The sequence below is a fragment of the Enterococcus sp. 5B3_DIV0040 genome, from assembly GCF_002140755.1.
Lineage (GTDB): Bacteria > Bacillota > Bacilli > Lactobacillales > Enterococcaceae > Enterococcus_D > Enterococcus_D casseliflavus.
The window spans coordinates 209436-230143 of the sequence record NZ_NGLC01000001.1; the positions used below are offsets into that span (position 1 = coordinate 209436).

Sequence of the window (20708 nt, forward strand, 5' to 3'; positions counted from 1 at the left end):
GTATGGATGAAAAAAGTATTTTTGAGAAACGCTGGCAACTAGCTTCAAATGAGCAAAGATCAAGATATATTAATCTCCTGTCTTCACACTCCACAATTGATTGGACATACAAAGAAAAGAAATACTTGCTTTGGTTGTGCCAGCTCGATATAGATACCTTTGAGGCTTTTGGAGTGATTCTTGATAAGATCAAACATAGCAACAACAAAGGGGCGGATCTATAAAAGATCTGCTCTTTTTATTGAGTAAAGAAGAACGACCTTTTGAGTGTTATATTTTAGGACAACGTAATGAGCATGGCATGATTGAGTGGTTGATTGATGATCTGGCGTATGATTGGCGGGAGTTGGATTACTATTTGTCACAAGCGGGCTATCTCTGTGACTATGTAGATGGCGAATGTTGGAAATACCGCTTAAAAACCTCAAATCAGATTGACTTGTATATTCGCAAAATACGAATTCCGCAAGAAAAAGAAAAAACGACTACTTGAAAAAGTAGCCGCCAGGTTGGCGCCAAGGTGGATTTGTGAGATTTGCATAGTTTGGATTGCCAACCTAAGAAAAGCATACCAAAAAATGAAAATGAAAAAAAGCGGAAATGGAAACAATTTCTGCATGTCGTTTTTCGAGAATGATTTTTCTAGAAGAAAAAATAGGAGAGGGTGAAAGAGATGAGGCACGTAGCTAAAGAAACAAAGAAAGATCAATTAAAAATTGACCTACTGCGTTCTCTTTGTCAGAAACAACCAGAGTTGCTTATTGTCGAATTATCTGAGCTGGTTGAAGCACCGATAGAGAAAACGTTTATTTGGATTAAAGCATATGATTTGCCGTATCATTGGAAATATAAACACTGGAAGGAATGGGAAGCAGATGTTGAGAGAAGAAAAAATCATGTGCATTCTTCAGAATAGTAGATTGACGTATGAAGAACTAGAGCGACTGTCTACTGAGCAATTGGATAATCTAGTACAAATATACGAGGCACAATAAAAAATGCTTATAAAATAAATTATATATGAAAAAAACAAGAAAAAACAGTCTGTTTTTTCTTCTAAATCTATGTAAATCTGTGCTTGTGAAGGTTGTTACAAGGCGGAAAGGAGTAAAACAAAAAACGGGAAAAACTCAGCTTTGGGAACAGCGGATCAAAAGAATACAAATCGTGAGGAGGCAAGAAACATGTTCAAAATAACAAAGATTTTTTCTGTGTTAGGTATTTTAATAATCGGATTTAGTGTGTTTATAACTTCTGGGACAGGAGTATATGCAGCTGAAAAGGTCAGCAATGAAGAATTGAACGTGAATCCATTAGATGTTCAAAAAATGACTGAGGAAGAAAAACGAGATTTTTATAAAGCAGTTGACGATGAAGTGAACAGGCATGGAGAAATGTCTGCGGAACAAAAAAATAATTATAGACAGTCTCTTATTCATTTTTTTGATTCCGCATCAAGTGATTTTCAAAACCTTGAAAGACTTGATAAATCTGTTAATGATGGCGATATACGTTTCAGGGCGGCACATGGATTAGTATCTGTGAATGTATTAGCCGGAACGATTAATGTAATCCTCGGATCAATTACAGGAGGAGCTATAACAAGTTACATTAGAAAACATGGGTTTCAAGCGCTTGCGGTAGCGTTACAAAGTAGATTGGCAGCTACAATCAGGATAAAACAGCTTGGGAAAATTATTAGTGGCTTGTCTACAGTTATTGCTAAGATAGCTGATCCAGGAAAAGCTATTGCTCAAGCAATTGATAAAGCAGATAAAATCCCTGGAAACGGTTGGATAGAACTAACATAAGCCTATGAACATAATACTTCTATTATTGGAAATAATCGTTGCTTTTTCGGATGAGTTGTTTTCTATAGGCGAAAAAGAGAAGCAATCAAAAATTCTATATCTATTTTCTTGGTTTGTCTATTTTATTGTTCTCGCTTTCTTTTTGTTGTGTCTTTTTTTGTTTGGTTCACTAGTTGTTTTTTTTATTGAAAGTCAATCTGTTATCATATTTTTGACCACTCTTCTTTTTTTATTTGCATGTCTGTTTTTTGGTTATAAGCTTTATGTTTTTAGTGTAGGGTTACGTATTATGAAAAAACAGTTAAAAAAAAGAAACAAATAGATGTTAGTGTATATTTTGAATTGTCACATAAAAATTCTTAATTAGCTACTGTGCATGTTTTTTCATGTTGGGCTGGTGTTTTGTAGGATTGTTATGACAAAGAAGAGCGGGAGTTTGGTTTCTATAAAGTATTAGATAATAAAGAAAGACTTTGTTTCTAAAGCCTGCAAATAAAAAGTCAAGAGGAAAATGAATAAAGATTTATCTGAATTGAAGGCATGACAAATAGAACCACCGATTATCGCTGGTTTCGACTTATGCTTAAAAACTAAGATCAATCCTCACCTGGAAGTGATGCAAGGTACTCTTTTACTCGTCCGTAGTAGATGCGTAGAAACTTGTTCGCACCCGCAGTCATGTAAACGTAGTACGGTTTTCCCTCTGCTCGCTTCTTAGAAATAAATGCGTAAACCGGATCCGTTTCAGGCGAAGTTTTCACTAAAACGTCCATTACCTGAAACAGTGATTTACGTAGTTGAGCAGATCCGCGTTTGGAAGTTCGGACACTTTTCTGATTATAGCTGCTGGATTGATTCACACCAGGATCTACTCCTGCAAAAGCAGTCAAAGCACCTCGATGAGAAAACCGTCGAATATCGCCAATCTCCGCCATCAGTTGTGGTCCTAATGATGGGCCCACGCCTTTCATAGCCATGACTATCGGATATTCTGGCAATTGCGCAGCTGTATGATCCATCTGTAGGCGCAACTGCTCAACAGTCCTAGAAAGAGTATTTAACTGCTCAATCGCTTGCATAATCAGACCTTTTGTCCGTTTATCTTTCGGTAAAAGAGCAATCAACTTTTTAGAGGCTTCAAAGATTTGTACTGGTTTCTCTGGGTGAAAGTCGTAGCCTTTACGCGTACAGAACTTCTGATAACGTTCAGTGAAAGCAGCCAGAGAGCCTTTCCGAACACAGTCGACATGCCAAAAAGAGGTGACAAAATCAACCCATTTTTGACTGCCGTCTTTTCGAACAGGGCTGGTAAAAAAAGTATTCGCCCCAGGAAACGTTTGATCTAAAAGAGAAATGAGATTATTTTTGAGAGCTGTTTTATGTTTCATGTAAAAATCAAACTGTCGGTTCATGATTTTTAGTTGGTCTCTTGTCTTATCCATAAGGTTATACTGTCGCAGGTCATTCCAGTTGTCAAGCGCATAACGAGCGATTTTGACGGCATCCTTTTTGTCAGATTTCACTTTACGAAGGGAATTGTTTCCAAAATCTTTAATGAGTTTTGGATTGACCAAACTGACATAAAAACCCGCATCGGTAAGCCAATGAGCGACAGGCTCGTGATAGCGGCCTGTGTACTCCATGACGATTCTAACCTCTCCTTCAAGTTTGGAAAGAGAATGAATAAATTCATCAATGTCTCTAGAAGTATGGCAGAGTTCAAAAGGGCTAGAAATCACTTCACCGAAAGGTCGAATGATCGAAACAACACTTTTACTTTTAGCAACATCAATACCTACTGCGTTCAAGATGATCAGCTCCTTCAGATTATTCGCAATGGAAAGCCAGCATAAACACATTGCCGATTCAATCTACTGGGGTGTGACACGAACGTACTGGGAAACAGCAGTTCAACCTGCATAAAACGAACGCTGTGAATGAGCAGCTGGTTGGCAGACTTTTTTACGGACGTAAAGTCCAAGGAGGAGAATGCCCGACCATTGCCCTCTCATTCTAACAGCTTAAGCAACATGATAGATCAAAGGGATTACTAATGATACTAGTAGTGCCTTATAACCTATAAATATATTGTAGTAGGAGGAGACAAAAGTGTTGAAAAAATGATAGGGAAAATGGTACCTGGAGGCATTCTAGCACAGATTATTTTTAGTGCAGGAAAATGTGGGATAAAAGCTGTATGGAAATAATAAAAAAAGTACTTGTTTTTATACTTTCGTGTGCAGCAATTTCTCTCATTCTTCCGCTAGGCTATTTTATTATCAATCTGGTATTTTTAGGGGCTTCTTTTTCAGAAGCGTTTCATGATTTTCTTTTGACGTTTGGCCTCATGTTTGTGGTTACGTTTATCGGATTATTATGGAATAAAAAAGATGAATAGCAATCAAAAGGCTCTAAAAGATTATTTAGAGTCTTTTTTTGTAGAGGAACATTTATTGTTTATGATTTTATCAAAATCAACTATCCTTGTTGAATCGCTCTTTTTACAATGAGTTTTTTAAAAGTCTTTTTGTTTGCTTGACAGAACAAAAAAGGATTTGGTAAAAAAATGCAGGATTCCTATACTTGAAGAAAAAGAACTACAGTAAAGGAATTTGCGTATGTTTAACGAATTGGATTTTGAACGAGAATACCAGGAAAAAGCGATTGAGCGATTTCTAGAAAAACTCCACGCCATTGAACGGAAAGTAGGTATGGAAGTTCAGGCGCAAGGTTGGAAATACGTGAAAACGGCTCAACGAACAGTTGTCTTTACTTTTGGTGAAATTACTTTTTCTCGGAAGTGTTATCGACGGAATCATGAGTATCGCTATCCTGTAGATGAAGTATTAGGATTACCCAAATATACTCGGTTTTCAATGGAATTATTGTTGCAAGTGGCAGAATTAGCGACAAAAATGCCTTATCGTGAAGTTGTAAAAACATTTCAGCTTTTAAAAGGTATCTATATCACAAAGGATACGGTTAGTAAGGCTGTACAGCTTGCAGGAGTGTATTATCAAGAACGAGAAGCTTATCGTTATTATGGGGAAAACCAAATAAACCAACGGCAAAAAGTTCCAGTCTTATATATCGAAGGGGATGGGATTCGGATTAAAACGAATCGCCAAGGGGAACAGACTGCTGAGTTGGCTCATTTTGTGATCCATCGAGGTTGTGAGGAAGAATATCGCAATCGAAAACAATTAATTGATAAACATGAGATTGTATCAATGAGTAATAAAAAAGCGCGAGAAGAAGTTGTGGACTATATTTATAATCGCTATGAATTAGGTGAGGAAACGGTGGTAATTACAAATTCTGATATGGGAAAGGGATATACCCCGTATGTTTTCAAAGAGCTTGTTGCGGGATTTTCTGGGAAGCATCTTCATTTTTGGGATCGCTATCATTTAAACGAACGAATCAAGGATTTTTTTAAGGGCTATCATCCGATGTTGCAAGAACGTTTCTTTCAGGCAGTTGCTACACACAATAAGCAAGAAGCCCGTTTGGTGTTAGAGACGATCGAATCAATTGTTGAAACAGAGGAAGAAATGATTCGATTTGAACAATTTAACAAGAAATTTTTGCGGGATTTTGTGTACACAAAATCACCTAAAAACTATGGTTTTTCTAGTGATGGAATTGGGATTATGGAGTCGCAACAATCAAAGATTGCTAATCGCATGAAGAAAAAAGGAATGTATTGGTCTGTCTTAGGTGGTGAGACAATGGGAAGGATGATTGTAGATGTGAAGGAAAATCAGTTAAGAGAACTCTTTTTTGGCAAGTGGCGGGAAGAGTATGCCCAATTTGAATTACTAGATCGGCCAAGAGTACAATTAAAAAAGGGACGAGAAGAAAAAGATTTAACTCGCATTCGGGTGGATAATATTCGAAAAATAATGAAATAAAAAGAAATTAGAACATATATTCAAAAAAATCAAATAAAACTATTGCAATTTTCTAAAAAAAGAGGTAAGCTCGGGTTGTCGAGGAGTAAAGCTTTCGGGTTTTATTTCTTGTACAATAAAATGAAAACGAATTTCTTCAAAATCCTCTAAAAAACTTCTAAAATTCTTATCAGATAAGCGTCTAACTAAAATTCCGACACATACAAGCGGAGTTGAAATCTTGCTGAAACTTTCAAAACGTGTTATACTTATCTAACGCCGAAAGATGAAGCACAGAATGATTACTGTAAAAAACATTGACGTTTTGAGATAAAATGATGGCTGAGACAAACAACACTTGTTTTAGCCTTTTATAATGCCTTCGTGAAGCGGTTTTTCGGTACCGAGAGAAAGATAAGAGTAAATGGGACTACTCTTGTGTTTCTGAAGAACTAACCTACGCTTCGATGATAGAAAAACAGGCATCGAAAAGATGACCAGCCTAGGAGGATCCATTTGAAATTTAAAGATCTAGAATTATCCAACGAATTATTGACTTCTGTTGAGCGTGCCGGCTTTGAAGAAGCAACACCCATCCAAGAAGCAACGATTCCATTAGCCTTAGCAGGCAAAGACGTGATCGGTCAAGCACAGACCGGTACTGGTAAAACCGCCGCATTTGGTTTGCCAATGTTAGAAAAAATCGACCCAGCGAACCATCAACTACAAGGATTAGTGATTGCCCCAACCCGTGAATTAGCGATCCAAACCCAAGAAGAATTGTATCGTCTTGGTAAAGACAAAAAAATTCGCGTTCAAGCAGTTTACGGTGGAGCCGATATCGGCCGTCAAATCCGTCAATTAAAAGATCGTCCCCATATCGTAGTTGGTACGCCAGGACGTATGTTAGACCATATCAACCGCCACACCTTAAAATTAGGTACGGTTGAAACGCTTGTATTAGATGAAGCAGACGAAATGTTGAACATGGGCTTCTTGGAAGATATTGAAAAAATCATCAGCCAAGTGCCAGATGTTCGTCAAACGTTGCTATTTTCAGCAACAATGCCGCCAGCAATCAAAAATATCGGCGTGAAATTCATGAAAGAGCCTGAACATGTTCAAATCAAAGCCAAAGAAATGACCGCTGATTTGATTGATCAATACTATGTTCGCTCAAAAGATTACGAAAAATTCGATGTCATGACTCGTTTGTTGGATGTGCAATCACCTGAATTGACGATCGTTTTCGGTCGTACGAAACGTCGCGTTGATGAATTGGCACGTGGTTTAGAAGCCCGTGGCTACAAAGCTGAAGGCATTCACGGGGACCTTTCTCAACAAAAACGGATGAGCGTTTTGCGTTCATTTAAGAGTGGTCAATTAGATATCTTAGTTGCCACAGACGTAGCAGCTCGCGGATTAGATATTTCTGGTGTTACACACGTTTACAACTACGATATCCCTCAAGATCCTGAAAGCTATGTTCACCGGATCGGACGTACAGGTCGTGCCGGAAAAGGCGGAATGTCAGTGACTTTCGTTACACCAAACGAAATGAGCTACTTGCATGTCATTGAAAACTTAACGAAAAAACGGATGACACCAATGCGCCCACCAACCGAAAAAGAAGCATTTAAAGGTCAATTAGGTGCCGCAATCGAAGCCGTTGAAACAAAATTGGATGAAAATGGTTTGGATAAATACTTGCAAGCAGCCGACGATCTTTTGGAACGTTATTCTGCACAAGATTTAGCAGCACTGCTTCTAAAAACAATGGCGAAAGATCCAGCTGATTTAGCACCAGTGAAGATCACACCAGAGCGCCCATTACCTCAAGGAAAAAAATCATTCAATAAAAACGGACGTCGCAGCAATAACAGCAATGGCGGCAATCGTAACCGCAAAGAAAACGGTGGGAACCGTGGCGGCAACGGCAATAAAGCCCGTGGCAACTATTCAAAAGATGGTGCCCGTAAAAACAACCGCCGCAGCAACGACAAAAAACGCGGTTTCGTAATCAGAAATAACCAAGACTAATTAAGTTTGTGGACCTTGTAAGGAAACTTGCAAGGTCTTTTTTTATATAAAAAACAAATATGAGCGATTGAAAATCTTAATCTCCGTATAAACTCGTCAGATTTGAATGGTAATTCGCCATTTTTTTGGTAGAATGGTAACTAGCTGAACAAGGGGTATTTCCAATTTGGAAAACCCTATCTTAGGTGAAGGTAGAGAAAAGAATGATCAAAGGAATCGGGATCGATGCAGTCGAGCTGCCTCGAATGAAAGAATTAATTGAAAAAAAACCTCAGTTTATAACGCGTATTTTAACAGAGAAGGAAGCAAAATTATTTGCACGTTTGCCTCTGAAACGTCAGGTAGAGTTCCTTGGTGGGCGCTATGCCTGCAAAGAAGCGTTCTCGAAAGCTTGGGGGACAGGGATCGGCAAAGTTTCTTTTCATGATATTGAAGTCTTGACCAATGAATTCGGTGCACCGATCGTTACTAAAGCACCGCATCCTTTAGAAAAAACGTTTGTCAGTATCACCCATACAAATGATACTGCTTTTGCACAAATTATTTTAGAAGTACTAGATAGTGAATAAACCAAGTTGAAGTAGTCTGTCAGTCAAGAAGACTTTGATACTTCATGGACGAACAGCCGACTACATAAAACCAACTTAATTTGTTCATCTGATCAAGCACTAGTAGAAAGAAGGAACTGGAAATGGTGGTTGCTTACCATAGACCAACGAAAGCGATAATTGATACAACTGCGATTACCGAAAACATCAAACATGAGATTGCTCACTTACCAAGCGAGACATTTCTTTTTGCGGTGGTCAAAGCGAATGGTTACGGACACGGAGCGGTTCAAACCGCTCTTGCAGCCAAAGAAGGCGGCGCAGATGGTTTTTGCGTTGCGACGATCGATGAAGCGATCGAATTGAGAGAAGCAGGGATCACTGACCCGATTTTGATCTTAGGTGTCGTGAACGTGTGTGATATTTCCTTGCTGACGACCTATGATTTGTCATTTCCAGTCGCTTCGATGGACTGGTTGATAGAAGCAGGCGCTTATTTAGAGGAGAACCCTCTAAATAAGCCGCTTAAAGTGCATATCAAGGTGGATACTGGTATGGGGAGAATCGGCTTTTTGACTGCCGAAGAAGTGCGCCAAGCCGTTCTTTGGTTAGAAGATCACCCCTCTTTTGAGTGGGAAGGGATCTTTACCCATTTCTCCACAGCGGATCAAGCAGACACGAGCTATTGGGAAACCCAGCACCAACGTTTTAAAGAAGTCTTAACTGTTTTGCCCTATTTGCCGACATATATACATACAGGCAACAGCGCAACCTCTTTATGGCACAAAGAAGCAGTGGGAAATATGGTCCGTTTTGGGATCGCAATGTATGGCTTGAACCCATCAGGTCATGCGCTGAGCGAACCATTTTCCTTAAAACCTGCGCTTTCGCTCGTTTCTGAACTGATACAAGTGAAATTACTTGAAAAAGGAGCGGGGATTGGCTATGGTGAAACATATATCACTCCACGTCAGGAATGGATCGGCACCGTGCCTATCGGTTATGCTGACGGCTGGTTACGAAAAATGCAAGGCTTCTCGATCTTAGTAGAAGGCGAGCGTTGTGAGATCGTCGGTCGAGTGTGTATGGATCAATTGATGATTCGTTTGCCGCGGGCATTTGCTGTCGGTACACCAGTCACCTTGATCGGTGAGAATCATGGGGAACAAATTACGATGCAGGATGTTGCAGACCAGTTAGAAACGATTCACTATGAAGTAGCGTGTACCCTTTCAGCAAGGGTTCCGCGAGAATATAAAAGTTAGGGTGGTCCTATGGTAAAAAGGGGAGATATTTATTTTGCCGATCTTTCACCAGTGGTTGGATCGGAGCAAGGCGGGATACGTCCGGTCTTGATCATTCAAAATGACTTGGGGAATCACTTCAGTCCCACTGTGATCATTGCGGCGATCACGGCAAAAATGGCGAAGCCGAAATTACCAACGCATATTGGGATTTCCGCTTCTTGCACAGGGATTGGCAAAGACTCCGTCATTTTGATGGAACAGATTCGCACGATCGACAAAAGCCGTTTGAAAGAAAAGGTTTGTCACTTAGATGATAAAGTGATGTGTGAAGTCGATGCTGCCTTGATGATCAGTATTGGTGTTGAGCCGACTTTTGCCACATCAACGATCGAGGTGTAAATCTGTCAATGGGGTATGTAGTATTAATAGCAGTTATCATTTTATTGAGTTTCTTTACGTATAAACATATTCGCCGTTTTCTTTCAGAAACAAAAAAGCGCAACGAAACCATGGAACAAGGATATTATCTTGTGAGTCATACATATGAAGAAAAGCGGGAACAGACACATTATTACGGCGTTTTTCAGCAGGGAGACAAAGAGCTGATACTAGAAATGTCGCTACAACTTTATTTGCAACTGCAGCCGCCGCAACGGGGCATGTTGACCGCCAAAGAAGGCAGAGTGCTTTCTTTTGAAATGTGATCATGTAATGAAAGTAACGCGCACGAGGAAACAGCCCCCTCATGAAAACAAGCAGGAAAGAGCCGCTTTGTTTCGTACATCGGAGCAGGTTCTGTCACTGCTTGTTTTTTTCATGCAGGTCTTTGTGAGAGGTTTCCTATGGCCAAAGATTCAATGAATGGAAGAAAGAGCATCTTCAAAAAAGAGGAATACCACAAAAGCGTGGGGCTAGAATGCTTTGAAGATCAGGCAATGTACGGTTGCTTTTCACAAAGAATTCAGTTATAGTATGTAGCGACTAGTTTGAAAAGAGGGAAAAAAGTGAACCCATCGATTTATGGACTTACCAAATCAGATCTATCTTTGTGGATAACTGAACAAAATGAAAAGAAATTCCGTGCCAACCAAGTGTGGGAGTGGCTCTATGAAAAACGAGTAACCAGCTTTGAAGAAATGACCAATCTACCGAAACCTTTGATTGAGAAACTGTCGGCAGCCTTTGTGATCAATCCCCTGAAACAGATGGTGGTACAAGAAGCCAGTGACGGAACCGTCAAGTATTTATTCCAATTGCCAGACAATCACATGATTGAAACGGTCTTGATGCGTCAAGAATATGGCATGTCCGTTTGTGTGACGACCCAAGTCGGCTGCAACATCGGCTGTACGTTTTGTGCCAGTGGGTTATTAAAGAAGCAACGAGACTTAACGGCAGGCGAGATCGTGGCTCAAATCATGTTAGTACAACACTATTTTGATGAACGCAATGAAGGGGAACGAGTCTCTCACGTGGTGGTCATGGGGATCGGCGAACCCTTTGATAACTATGACAATGTGATGCATTTCTTACAGATCATCAATGACCCGAAAGGCTTAGCGATCGGCGCGCGGCATATTACTGTGTCAACCAGCGGCTTAGCGCATAAAATTAGAGAGTTTGCGGAGAACGGCTTGCAAGTGAACCTAGCGATTTCGCTGCATGCCCCAAATAACGAAGTCAGAACCTCCATGATGCGGATCAATCGGAGTTTCCCGATTGAAAAGCTGATGGCAGCGGTCGACTATTATTTAGAAAAAACCAATCGTCGGATCACATTTGAGTACATCATGCTGGATCATGTCAATGACCGGCCAGAACATGCCCGTCAGTTGGCTGCTTTATTGAAGGATAAAAAGAAATTGTCATACGTCAATTTGATCCCATATAACCCAGTGAGTGAGCATGACCAATACGCTCGAAGTAAAAAAGCCGATGTGCTAGCCTTTTATGACATTTTAAAGAAAAACGGCATCAATTGCGTGATCCGTAAAGAACACGGGACAGATATCGACGCAGCTTGCGGACAGCTACGAAGCAAACAAATGAAAAAAGAAGCCTCCGCTTCTTAAACGTAAAAAGCAAAAGAAGGACTGCACAAGCGCAGTTCTTCTTTTTTTTATTTACTATCAAAGTAATTAAAAAACACATTAAAGAAAGCGTATTCCTCGAAAGAAAATTCAAAAAACATTGTTTTACAAGAAAAAAATAGATTATACTAAAAGCTGGTATCCATTAAAAATAACATATCGTGAAAGGATGATTTGATGGAATGGATTAAATTAATTGGTATTCTAGTTATTTTAGTCGGCTTTTTGCTGAAGCTAGATACTATTGCTGTCGTAATCGTTGCTGGTTTTGTCACCGCGCTTGTGTCGGGGATTTCTGTTGTTGATTTTTTAACAATGTTAGGAGAAGCGTTTGTCAATAATCGACTCGTTACACTGTTCTTACTGACACTACCGATGGTCGGCTTGTCAGAACGTTTTGGCTTGAAGCAGCAGGCAGTCATATTGATTGAAAAGATCAAAGGCTTAACACCAGGGAAGTTCTTGAGCTTGTACTTGTTTATTCGAGAACTTGCTGGCTTTTTCTCTATTCGGATCCAAGGACATACACAATTTATCCGCCCGATCGTTAACCCGATGGCGCAAGCTGCTGGGGAAAACAAATTTGGGGAACTGGATGAAAAAGATCAGGAAAAAATCAAAGCTCGGGCTGCCGCTAACGAAAACTTCGGGAATTTCTTTGCGCAAAATACCTTTGTGGCTGCTTCTGGTGTGCTATTGATCGTAGGAACATTGCAATCTCTTGGCTACGATGTGGCAGCTAGTTCAATCGCGCAAGCCTCATTGCCGATCGCATTGATCGTCTTAGTCATTGCTACGTTGTCGAACTTGCTCTTTGATCGTAAATTAGCAAAAAAATATGGCAAGAAGGAGGACAAATAGATGGAAGGAATCGTTAACGGATTACTGGAATTCTTTTATATCTTGATCGGATTGCTGTCGATCATGACGGCTGTACGGGTTTTTCGCGAAGCGGATCATCCCACCCGATTAGGCACCTCTGCTTTTTGGTTACTGCTAGGGATCGTCTTTGCTTTCGGGAATTTCTTGCCGTATCTTGTGGACGGGATTTTGATCGTTTTGATGGGCTGTTTGACCTTCTTCAAACAAGTGCAGATTGGTAAAATCGTGGACGTGGATGATGAAAAAGCAGAAGCATCGGCTAAACGGATCGGTAGTACGATCTTCGTGCCATGTATCAGCTTAGCATTGATCGCTGTGGTGATTTCTTATACACCATTAGGAGGCCAAGTTGGAATCGGGATCGCATCGATCTTAGCGCTCTTGTTGGCAGTCGTGCTAACTTCCGCTAAACCGAAAACAGTGCTGGAAGATTCCGACCGGATGCTTCGTCAAGTCGGAACTGCCGGTATCTTGCCGCAGTTATTAGCAGCACTAGGTGTCATTTTTAACGCTGCTGGTGTCGGTGATGTGATTTCTCAAGGAATCTCTGGTGTCGTGCCAGAAGGCAATCGTTTTATCGGCGTCGTGGCTTACTGTTTAGGAATGATGATCTTTACTATGATTATGGGAAATGGTTTTGCGGCATTTACCGTTATTACTGCAGGCATCGGTGTACCTTTTGTGATGGCGCAAGGCGGCGACCCAGTCGTTGCTGGTGCGTTGGCAATGACCGCTGGTTTTTGTGGCACATTGCTGACTCCGATGGCAGCCAATTTCAATGCACTGCCAGTGGCCTTGTTAGAGATGAAAGACCCCAATGGCGTCATTAAAGCACAAGCCCCAATTGCATTCTTGTTGTTAGTGATCCACATCGCTTTAATGTACTTTTGGGCATTTTAGTGGTAAAACAAAGAGGGAAGGATGATGGAAATGAAACTATTAATTACTGGATTTGATCCATTTGGCGGAGAAGCAATCAATCCTGCCTTAGAAGCAGTGAAATTACTGCCAGATACAATTCATGGTGCACAGATCGTGAAAGCAGAGATCCCCACTGTATTTGGGAAATCAGCAGCGATCGTCGCAGAGAAAATTGAAGAGATCCACCCAGATGTCGTTTTAAACATTGGCCAAGCGGGTGGACGGTTTGCCATCTCACCAGAACGAGTGGCGATCAATGTGGATGATGCCCGGATTCCTGATAACGAAGGCAATCAACCCGTCGATGAAGCGATCCAAACAGAAGGGAAGCCTGCTTACTTCACACAACTGCCGATCAAAGCAATGGTAGAAAACATGAAAAAAGCAGGAATACCGGCAGCCGTTTCTAATACTGCTGGAACCTTCGTCTGCAACCACATCATGTATCAAGTACAATACATGATCGATACAAAATACCCTGAAATGAAGGGTGGTTTTATCCACGTGCCGTTTATTCCTCAGCAAGTCGTCGATAAAGCAGGACAGCCTGCAATGAGCATCGAAGACATCGCCAAAGGATTGACTGCAGCGGTGGAAGCCATCGTTGATTATGCCGACAAAGAAGATCTAAAAGCAATTGGCGGCGCGATCCATTAATCATTAAAGAGTACATCCTTTCGGGGATGAAACAAATGTCTTTAAGGCGAGAAGACCTGATCAGCAAGCATGCGATCAGGTCTTTTTTTGGACTATTTTGAAAAAATCATTGGCGATTTCTGTATGTTTACCCTTCTATCAGACATTTCTCATTTTGACGGATCAAATGAAAAAGAAAGACAGAAAATGAATGTAAGTTACATTTAACCATGTTTTTTTATTATTTTTTTTGCTTTATTTCTTATAAAGAAAGGAAAAATAGCATTTAACGAATGTTTGATGAGAGTAAGGTAAGTAAATACCAAGAAAACTTTCTGTCAGAGGTGTTTTTTATCGAAAAAAGGATTGCTTTTTTAATAATTATTAATTAAAATCTTATCTAACTTCAGAAATCGCATGATTATTCTGAAAATTAATTCAATTAAGGGGTAGGACAGGATGAAGAATAAATGGGCCTATGGTTTAGTGGCTGTGTGTGGCGTGGCGTTAGCCGGTTGTACAACGGGCGGAACAAATAGTTCAAGCAATGACACAGCAGCAAGCGGCGACAGCAGTGCAGAACAAGTGTTTAACGTAGTGGTTTCACAAGAAATGCCAAGTGCGGATCTCTCATTAGCAACCGATACGATCAGCTTCAGTGCATTGAACAATGTATATGAAGGACTGTATCGTTTGGATGCTGACAGTACACCACAACCTGCTGGTGCAGCTGAAGCAGCTGAAGTCAGCGAGGATGGACTGACTTACAAGATCAAATTACGTGAAGATGCGAAATGGTCAAATGGTGACCCTGTTACAGCAGCGGATTATGTCTATGGTTGGCAACGGACAGTCAAACCTGAAACAGCATCAGAATACGCGTATCTATTTTCACCAGTTAAGAACGCAGATGCCATCACAGCAGGTGATACGGATCCATCAGAGCTAGGCATCAAAGCAGTGGGGGATTATGAATTAGAAATCACCCTAGCAAAAGCAACACCTTACTTTGACTACTTATTAGCATTCCCATCCTTCTTCCCACAAAATCAAAAAGTGGTAGAAGAAAATGGCGATCAATATGCGTCAACTAGCGACAATGCTGTCTATAATGGACCGTTTGTCTTGACTGGGTTTGATGGACCAGGAACGGATACGGAATGGGCTTATGAAAAGAACGACCAATATTGGGACAAAGATACTGTTAAATTACAAACGATCAACGTAAGCGTCGTGAAGGAATCCTCAACTGCCTTGAACCTTTTCCAAGATGGACAAGCAGATGATGTCATCCTAACAGGTGAATTAGCGCAACAAATGGCTAACGATGAAGCCTTCGTTTCTCAACCAGAAGCAACGACTTCTTACCTAGAATTGAACCAACGTGATGAAGATTCACCTTTCCGTAACGAAAACTTACGTAAAGCGATCTCTTATGCGATCGACCGTGATGCCTTAGTGACATCGATCTTAGGGGATGGTTCGATTGCTTCAACTGGGTTGGTACCAGAAGGCATGACCTTCAGCCCTGGTGATCATACAGACTTCACGGAAGCAGCTGGCAGCGTCATTGAATACAATGAAGAACAAGCCAAAGAACATTGGGAAAAAGCCAAAGAAGAATTAGGGATCGATTCATTAGAATTTGATATCTTAGCTTCTGATACAGACTCAACGAAGAAAATCATTGAGTACTTGCAAGATACGATCGAAAAAACATTGGACGGTGTGAAAGTCACGTTAAGTCCAGTACCATTCTCTGTTCGTTTGGATCGTTCAAACGCTGGTGATTTTGATACAGTAATGGGTGGTTGGGGTGCTGACTATGCCGATGCAAGTAGTTTTACTGACTTGTTTACGACAGGCAACTCATACAACCGTGGGCAATGGAGCAACGAAGAATATGATGCAGCCGTTGAAGCAGCGGGTACAACCAATGCCAATGACCCTGACAAACGTTGGGAAGATCTAGTCAATGCAGAAAAAATCATTATGAATGAACAAGGTGTCATTCCAGTTTATCAAAAAGCGGAAGCACACTTACGTGCAACAAAAGTCAAAGGTGTTGTTGCTCACGCAGCGGGCGCACAATACGACTACAAGTGGACATCAATCGAATAATCACGAGTAGTTGACTTGAAATGCCGAAGAAAAGGCTGGGACAATTTCTTGTCTCAGCCTTTTGCTTCTCATTTCAATGAGTAAAACTATAAGAATGAAATTAACTAGTAGCAATCATTAAAAAGAGCAATGAAAGGAATAACAAGAAGACACCAGGCCATAACCAAAAGGCGTAGCTCTGTTTGCCGACTTGGGATAATTTCAGATAATCTGTTTTATTTTTGGAAAAAGCTTTCTTCATGGAGTATTGAAAATGGTCAAAGAAACCAGAAGCAAATACCCATAAAAAACCGCCAATGATCAAAAAGAACAGCGCCCACAAGAAAAGGGCATCTGAAAGAGCTGCTATGGAAAATTCATTTTTTATGGCTAACCATCCGCCAGAAATTGCGAGGCATAGGAGGGGTATGAGCCCACTACTTTTTTTTATTTTCATGATCTGACTCCTTTTTAATGATTCGTACTATGTTAATTTACATAATTATTGAATAGAAGTCAAAATACTTAAGGGGGAAACTGCGTGAACAGCTTTTTGAAATATTTATTGAAACGAGTGTTCTACATGGTCTTAACATTATGGCTGATTGCCACGATCACCTTTTTCTTGATGCAATTTTTGCCAGGAACACCATATACGAATGCTGAAAAATTAAGTCCAGAACAAATTGCCTTGCTAAATGAGCAAGCAGGATTGGACAAACCGATCATTACCCAATATTGGCTTTATTTGACCAATTTACTAAAAGGTGACTTTGGGATCTCTTTCCAATTTAAAAACCAGCCAGTAGCGAATTTATTATCAGGAAGAATCGGACCTTCACTGCAACTAGGGCTACAAGCGATCATCTTTGGTACGTTCTTTGGGATCATTTTAGGAACGATCTCTGCGATGAAGCAAAATACTTGGATCGATACAACGTCTACCTTAGTGGCGATCTTAGGACGTTCGATCCCTAACTTTGTCTTTGCCGTGTTGCTGCAATACATTTTTGCCATCAAACTAGGGATCTTACCGATTGCTAAGTGGGAGACTTTTGCCAGCACGATCCTACCGACCGTCGCCTTGGCGATGTCGCCGTTAGCGGATTCCGCCAGGTTTATTCGAACCGAGATGGTGGAAGTGCTGCATAGTGATTATGTCGAGTTGGCACGAGCAAAAGGGTTAAGCCGCTGGGAAATTGCCTTCAAGCATGGTTTGCGGAATAGTTTGATTCCATTATTGACGCTGTTAGGACCGCTAGCTGTCGGTTTGATGACGGGTTCTCTTGTCGTAGAAAATATTTTTGCGATCCCAGGTATCGGTGAACAGTTCGTAAAATCAATCATGACCAATGACTATCCAACGATCATGGCGGTAACAATTCTTTATTCCGCGATGTTGGTCTTTGTTATTCTTGTTGTTGATATTTTATATGGAATCGTTGATCCGCGGATCCGAGTTTCAGAAGGGAGTCGTGGCTAATGGCAGAGAAACCTTACACAGCAAATGATGTTGCTGCCATCGATGCAGCCAAATTTCAACCGTTACAAAAAAATACCAATGAAGAGCGTGAAGCGATCGCAACCCCTTCATTAACGTTTTTCCAAGATTCATGGCGTCGTCTGAAAAAGAACAAAGCCGCGGTCTTCTCAATCATTTTGTTGCTGATCATTATCGCGATCTCAATCATTACGATTTTTGTCTCGCCGCATGATCCAACCGCGCAAAATGTAACCTTTACAAATCTGCCGCCGAAAATTCCTGGTATCAACATCAATGGCTTAAACGGCTATGCGATGGTGGGAGGCGAGCTAGTAGATAAGTATGCAGCTGCCAATGTTCCTGACGGGACGTATTTCCTTTTAGGAACGGATGGCTTGGGTCGTGACCTATTGAGTCGTCTATTCGTAGGGACACGTATTTCCTTGTTGATCGCGTTTATCGCGGCAATGCTTGACATCATCTTTGGTGTAACCTATGGCCTGATCTCTGGTCTTTTAGGTGGACGGATCGATAATGTGATGCAACGTTTTCTAGAAATCTTATCTGGTATTCCCAACTTGGTGGTAATGATCTTGATGTTGGTGGTTTTTGAACCTGGGATCTTCTCGATCGTGGCAGCAATGGCGATCACTAACTGGATTCCAATGGCGCGGATCGTACGGGCCCAAACGATGAAACTAAAAGATCAAGAATTCGTTTTAGCCGCAACGACGCTGGGGGAAAGTCGCCTCAAGATTGCGATGAAACACGTATTACCGAATATTTCCAGCGTGATCATCGTACAAATGATGTTCAGTATTCCCTCGGCGATTTTCTTCGAGGCCTTCCTAAGCTTTATTGGGCTAGGATTAAAACCACCTTCAGCATCTTTAGGGATGTTACTAAGCGATGGCTACAAAACCTTCTTGTTCCTGCCTTACCAAATGTGGGTACCAGCTGTGACCTTGTCTGTGATTATGATTGGGTTCAACTTGCTGGCAGACGGTTTGCGTGATGCCTTTGATCCGAAAATGAAAGAGTGATTGCTATGAAAAAAGTCTTAGAAGTGAAAAACTTAGAAATTTCTTTTGACACCTTTGCTGGGAAAGTCCAAGCGATCCGCGATGTCAGTTTCGATCTATACAAAGGAGAAACCTTGGCGATCGTGGGCGAATCTGGGAGCGGCAAGTCCGTGACGACCCGCAGTATCATGGGGTTGTTAGCCAGCAATGCCAATGTCGATAATGGCCAGATCCTCTTCAATGGGACGGACATTTTGAAAAAATCCGAAAAAGAACTGCAAAAAATCCGTGGCAAGGAAATCGCCATGATTTTCCAAGATCCAATGACTTCATTGGACCCAACGATGCCGATTGGCAAGCAAGTGGCAGAATCATTGATGAAGCACAACAAAATCAGTAAAAAAGAAGGCTTGCGACAAGCGTTGGAACTATTGAACCTTGTCGGCATCCCGAATGCTGAGAAACGCTTGAAAAATTATCCGCATCAATTTTCTGGTGGTCAGCGGCAGCGGATCGTCATTGCGATCGCGTTGATCTGTTACCCGCAGATCTTGATTGCAGATGAACCAACGACTGCATTGGATGTAACGATCCAAGCACAAATCTTAGAGTTATTAAAAGATATCCAGAAGAAAATCAATTCGTCCATCGTCTTCATTACCCATGACTTAGGGGTCGTTGCCAATGTGGCGGATCGGGTGGCCGTGATGTACGGTGGGAAAATCGTCGAAGTGGGGACCGCAGAAGAGATCTTCTACAACCCGCAACATCCATACACTTGGGGCTTGTTAGGTTCGATGCCGACGTTAGAAGGAACAGGCGATCGCTTGTACGCGATTCCTGGTTCACCTCCAGATTTGTTAGATCCGCCAACAGGCGATGCTTTTTATCCACGGAACGAGTTTGCCTTGCAGATCGATGCTGAACAGCAACCGCCATTCTTTGACGTCTCACCGACGCACAAAGCGGCCACTTGGCTATTAGCGCCGCAAGCACCGAAAGTGACTCCGCCGGATGAGATCTTGATTCGCTGGAAAAAATTCCAAGAAAAAAATACTCAGGCATCTGTCTAAAGGAGGAGAAACGGTTGGAAAAAGTTTTACTTGAAGTAAAGAATCTCAAACAATATTTTAACGTTGGCCGCAAAGACGAAGTCAAAGCCGTCGATGATATCTCCTTCCAAATCTATGAAGGAGAAACCTTTGGTCTAGTCGGTGAATCCGGAAGCGGAAAATCGACGACTGGACGGACGGTGATTCGTTTGAATAACCCTACCGGAGGCGAAGTTCTTTTTGATGGACAAGATGTTATGAAAATCAAAGGCAAGAAACCGCTGGCTGATTTTCGTCGAGAAGTTCAAATGGTCTTCCAAGATCCTTATGCTTCCTTGAATCCACGGATGAAAGTTCGGGACATTATTGCCGAAGGGATCGATATTAACGGACTAGCCAAAAATGAAAAAGAACGCAATGATCGGGTGGATGAACTTTTGCGAACCGTCGGACTAAACCCAAGTCACGGGACCCGTTATCCTCATGAATTTTCAGGTGGACAACGTCAGCGGATCGGGATCGCCCGCGCGTTAGCCGTCGATCCAAAATTCATCATCTGTGATGAACCGATCTCGGCATTGGATGTTTCGATCCAAGCCCAAGTCGTCAACTTGCTGCAAGATCTGCAAGAAGAACATAAATTGACGTACTTGTTTATCGCCCATGATTTATCGATGGTCAAACACATCAGCGATCGGATCGGCGTGATGCACAACGGCAAACTGCTAGAAGTAGGCACCAGCGATGAAATCTATCATTACGGGGTCCATCCGTATACTGAAAGTCTTTTATCAGCGATTCCGCTGCCAGATCCTGACCATGAGCGTCAACGCAAACGGATCAAATACGTCAGCGAACCAAACGATAACCAAGAACGAGCAATGGAAGAGATCGCACCAGGACATTTCGTTTATGCCACGAAAAAAGAAGCCAAGATCTATCAAGAAAAGTTAGCACAAAAAAAGGGGAACTAGCGTCAAAGG

The 20708-nt window shown here is 41.4% G+C and carries 22 protein-coding genes; 20 read left to right on the forward strand and 2 right to left on the reverse strand.

Going from position 1 to position 20708, the window contains the following annotated elements:
* The first annotated feature begins 2 nt into the window (after nt 1-2).
* The 4 genes from A5883_RS01090 (at nt 3) to A5883_RS01105 (ending at nt 1811) form a co-directional block, all read left to right on the forward strand.
* On the forward strand, nt 3-224 hold the full coding sequence (locus A5883_RS01090) for a hypothetical protein (RefSeq protein ID WP_086337839.1): 222 nt from the start codon (nt 3-5) through the stop codon (nt 222-224).
* A gap of 17 nt (nt 225-241) precedes the next feature.
* On the forward strand, nt 242-493 hold the full coding sequence (locus A5883_RS01095) for a hypothetical protein (protein ID WP_086337840.1): 252 nt from the start codon (nt 242-244) through the stop codon (nt 491-493).
* Between the two features lie 180 nt (nt 494-673).
* Entirely contained in the window at nt 674-916 is a 243-nt protein-coding gene (locus A5883_RS19070) for a hypothetical protein (RefSeq protein ID WP_086337841.1), read from the forward strand.
* 268 nt (nt 917-1184) lie between these two features.
* Nucleotides 1185-1811 carry a hypothetical protein gene (locus A5883_RS01105; protein WP_086337842.1) on the forward strand — a complete coding sequence of 209 codons (627 nt, stop codon included), beginning with the start codon at nt 1185-1187 and terminating at the stop codon, nt 1809-1811.
* A gap of 596 nt (nt 1812-2407) precedes the next feature.
* Here A5883_RS01105 and A5883_RS01115 read toward each other — a convergent pair.
* On the reverse strand, nt 2408-3619 hold the full coding sequence (locus A5883_RS01115; RefSeq protein ID WP_176323941.1) for an IS110 family transposase: 1212 nt from the start codon (nt 3617-3619) through the stop codon (nt 2408-2410).
* Nucleotides 3620-4008: 389 nt separating this feature from the next.
* Here A5883_RS01115 and A5883_RS01120 point away from each other — a divergent pair, with 389 nt between their 5' ends.
* From A5883_RS01120 to A5883_RS01175, 12 genes are all read left to right on the forward strand, one after another.
* On the forward strand, nt 4009-4209 hold the full coding sequence (locus tag A5883_RS01120) for a hypothetical protein (RefSeq protein WP_086337844.1): 201 nt from the start codon (nt 4009-4011) through the stop codon (nt 4207-4209).
* A gap of 220 nt (nt 4210-4429) precedes the next feature.
* A complete protein-coding gene (locus A5883_RS01125; RefSeq protein ID WP_086337845.1) occupies nt 4430-5725 on the forward strand; it encodes an ISLre2 family transposase in 1296 nt (431 codons plus the stop codon).
* A 495-nt stretch (nt 5726-6220) separates the two neighbouring features.
* Nucleotides 6221-7744, forward strand: coding sequence for a degradosome RNA helicase CshA (gene cshA, locus A5883_RS01130; RefSeq protein WP_074934076.1), 1524 nt, complete (start codon nt 6221-6223; stop codon nt 7742-7744).
* A 203-nt stretch (nt 7745-7947) separates the two neighbouring features.
* Nucleotides 7948-8313, forward strand: a complete 366-nt coding sequence (gene acpS, locus A5883_RS01135; RefSeq protein ID WP_015510424.1) for a holo-ACP synthase — start codon at nt 7948-7950, stop codon at nt 8311-8313.
* Nucleotides 8314-8435: 122 nt separating this feature from the next.
* Nucleotides 8436-9557 carry an alanine racemase gene (gene alr, locus A5883_RS01140; protein ID WP_086337846.1) on the forward strand — a complete coding sequence of 374 codons (1122 nt, stop codon included), beginning with the start codon at nt 8436-8438 and terminating at the stop codon, nt 9555-9557.
* A 9-nt stretch (nt 9558-9566) separates the two neighbouring features.
* On the forward strand, nt 9567-9938 hold the full coding sequence (locus tag A5883_RS01145) for a type II toxin-antitoxin system PemK/MazF family toxin (RefSeq protein WP_005227961.1): 372 nt from the start codon (nt 9567-9569) through the stop codon (nt 9936-9938).
* Between the two features lie 8 nt (nt 9939-9946).
* Nucleotides 9947-10243 (forward strand): hypothetical protein, encoded by a 297-nt coding sequence (locus A5883_RS01150; RefSeq protein WP_074934078.1) that lies wholly within the window; start codon nt 9947-9949, stop codon nt 10241-10243.
* Nucleotides 10244-10543: 300 nt separating this feature from the next.
* Complete coding sequence (gene rlmN, locus A5883_RS01155) at nt 10544-11611, forward strand: 23S rRNA (adenine(2503)-C(2))-methyltransferase RlmN (protein ID WP_015510422.1); 1068 nt, start codon at nt 10544-10546, stop codon at nt 11609-11611.
* A gap of 195 nt (nt 11612-11806) precedes the next feature.
* The gene (locus tag A5883_RS01160; RefSeq protein ID WP_010749105.1) at nt 11807-12490 is read left to right on the forward strand and encodes a DUF969 domain-containing protein; all 684 of its coding nucleotides are present in this window, start codon (nt 11807-11809) and stop codon (nt 12488-12490) included.
* Nucleotides 12491-13411 (forward strand): DUF979 domain-containing protein, encoded by a 921-nt coding sequence (locus A5883_RS01165; protein ID WP_086337847.1) that lies wholly within the window; start codon nt 12491-12493, stop codon nt 13409-13411. It begins immediately after the preceding gene.
* Nucleotides 13412-13441: 30 nt separating this feature from the next.
* Nucleotides 13442-14089 carry a pyroglutamyl-peptidase I gene (gene pcp / locus A5883_RS01170; protein WP_005227979.1) on the forward strand — a complete coding sequence of 216 codons (648 nt, stop codon included), beginning with the start codon at nt 13442-13444 and terminating at the stop codon, nt 14087-14089.
* Nucleotides 14090-14527: 438 nt separating this feature from the next.
* Nucleotides 14528-16189 carry a peptide ABC transporter substrate-binding protein gene (locus tag A5883_RS01175; protein WP_005227982.1) on the forward strand — a complete coding sequence of 554 codons (1662 nt, stop codon included), beginning with the start codon at nt 14528-14530 and terminating at the stop codon, nt 16187-16189.
* A gap of 100 nt (nt 16190-16289) precedes the next feature.
* Here A5883_RS01175 and A5883_RS01180 read toward each other — a convergent pair whose 3' ends face one another.
* Entirely contained in the window at nt 16290-16625 is a 336-nt protein-coding gene (locus A5883_RS01180) for a DUF3899 domain-containing protein (RefSeq protein ID WP_005227990.1), read from the reverse strand.
* A gap of 84 nt (nt 16626-16709) precedes the next feature.
* Here A5883_RS01180 and opp3b point away from each other — a divergent pair, with 84 nt between their 5' ends.
* From opp3b to A5883_RS01200, 4 genes are read left to right on the forward strand one after another with little or no spacing between them, the layout of a single operon-like run.
* Entirely contained in the window at nt 16710-17651 is a 942-nt protein-coding gene (gene opp3b / locus A5883_RS01185) for an oligopeptide ABC transporter permease (protein ID WP_005227991.1), read from the forward strand.
* Nucleotides 17651-18694 (forward strand): ABC transporter permease, encoded by a 1044-nt coding sequence (locus A5883_RS01190; protein WP_005227994.1) that lies wholly within the window; start codon nt 17651-17653, stop codon nt 18692-18694. Before opp3b ends, A5883_RS01190 begins: the two co-directional genes overlap by 1 nt.
* Complete coding sequence (locus A5883_RS01195; protein WP_216593164.1) at nt 18694-19746, forward strand: ABC transporter ATP-binding protein; 1053 nt, start codon at nt 18694-18696, stop codon at nt 19744-19746. The genes A5883_RS01190 and A5883_RS01195 overlap by 1 nt, the downstream gene beginning before the upstream one ends.
* A gap of 14 nt (nt 19747-19760) precedes the next feature.
* The gene (locus A5883_RS01200; protein ID WP_005227998.1) at nt 19761-20699 is read left to right on the forward strand and encodes an ABC transporter ATP-binding protein; all 939 of its coding nucleotides are present in this window, start codon (nt 19761-19763) and stop codon (nt 20697-20699) included.
* Nucleotides 20700-20708 lie beyond the last annotated feature (9 nt).

Excerpts from the sequence above, each read along its gene's own strand:
- A5883_RS01090 (WP_086337839.1), top strand. The coding sequence starts at position 3 with ATGGATGAAAAAAGTATTTTTGAGAAACGCTGGCAACTAGCTTCAAAT.
- A5883_RS19070 (WP_086337841.1), top strand. The coding sequence starts at position 674 with ATGAGGCACGTAGCTAAAGAAACAAAGAAAGATCAATTAAAAATTGAC.
- A5883_RS01105 (WP_086337842.1), top strand. The coding sequence starts at position 1,185 with ATGTTCAAAATAACAAAGATTTTTTCTGTGTTAGGTATTTTAATAATC.
- A5883_RS01120 (WP_086337844.1), top strand. The coding sequence starts at position 4,009 with ATGGAAATAATAAAAAAAGTACTTGTTTTTATACTTTCGTGTGCAGCA.
- A5883_RS01125 (WP_086337845.1), top strand. The coding sequence starts at position 4,430 with ATGTTTAACGAATTGGATTTTGAACGAGAATACCAGGAAAAAGCGATT.
- acpS (WP_015510424.1), top strand. The coding sequence starts at position 7,948 with ATGATCAAAGGAATCGGGATCGATGCAGTCGAGCTGCCTCGAATGAAA.
- alr (WP_086337846.1), top strand. The coding sequence starts at position 8,436 with ATGGTGGTTGCTTACCATAGACCAACGAAAGCGATAATTGATACAACT.
- A5883_RS01145 (WP_005227961.1), top strand. The coding sequence starts at position 9,567 with ATGGTAAAAAGGGGAGATATTTATTTTGCCGATCTTTCACCAGTGGTT.
- A5883_RS01150 (WP_074934078.1), top strand. The coding sequence starts at position 9,947 with ATGGGGTATGTAGTATTAATAGCAGTTATCATTTTATTGAGTTTCTTT.
- A5883_RS01160 (WP_010749105.1), top strand. The coding sequence starts at position 11,807 with ATGGAATGGATTAAATTAATTGGTATTCTAGTTATTTTAGTCGGCTTT.
- A5883_RS01165 (WP_086337847.1), top strand. The coding sequence starts at position 12,491 with ATGGAAGGAATCGTTAACGGATTACTGGAATTCTTTTATATCTTGATC.
- pcp (WP_005227979.1), top strand. The coding sequence starts at position 13,442 with ATGAAACTATTAATTACTGGATTTGATCCATTTGGCGGAGAAGCAATC.
- A5883_RS01175 (WP_005227982.1), top strand. The coding sequence starts at position 14,528 with ATGAAGAATAAATGGGCCTATGGTTTAGTGGCTGTGTGTGGCGTGGCG.
- A5883_RS01180 (WP_005227990.1), bottom strand. The coding sequence starts at position 16,625 with ATGAAAATAAAAAAAAGTAGTGGGCTCATACCCCTCCTATGCCTCGCA.
- A5883_RS01190 (WP_005227994.1), top strand. The coding sequence starts at position 17,651 with ATGGCAGAGAAACCTTACACAGCAAATGATGTTGCTGCCATCGATGCA.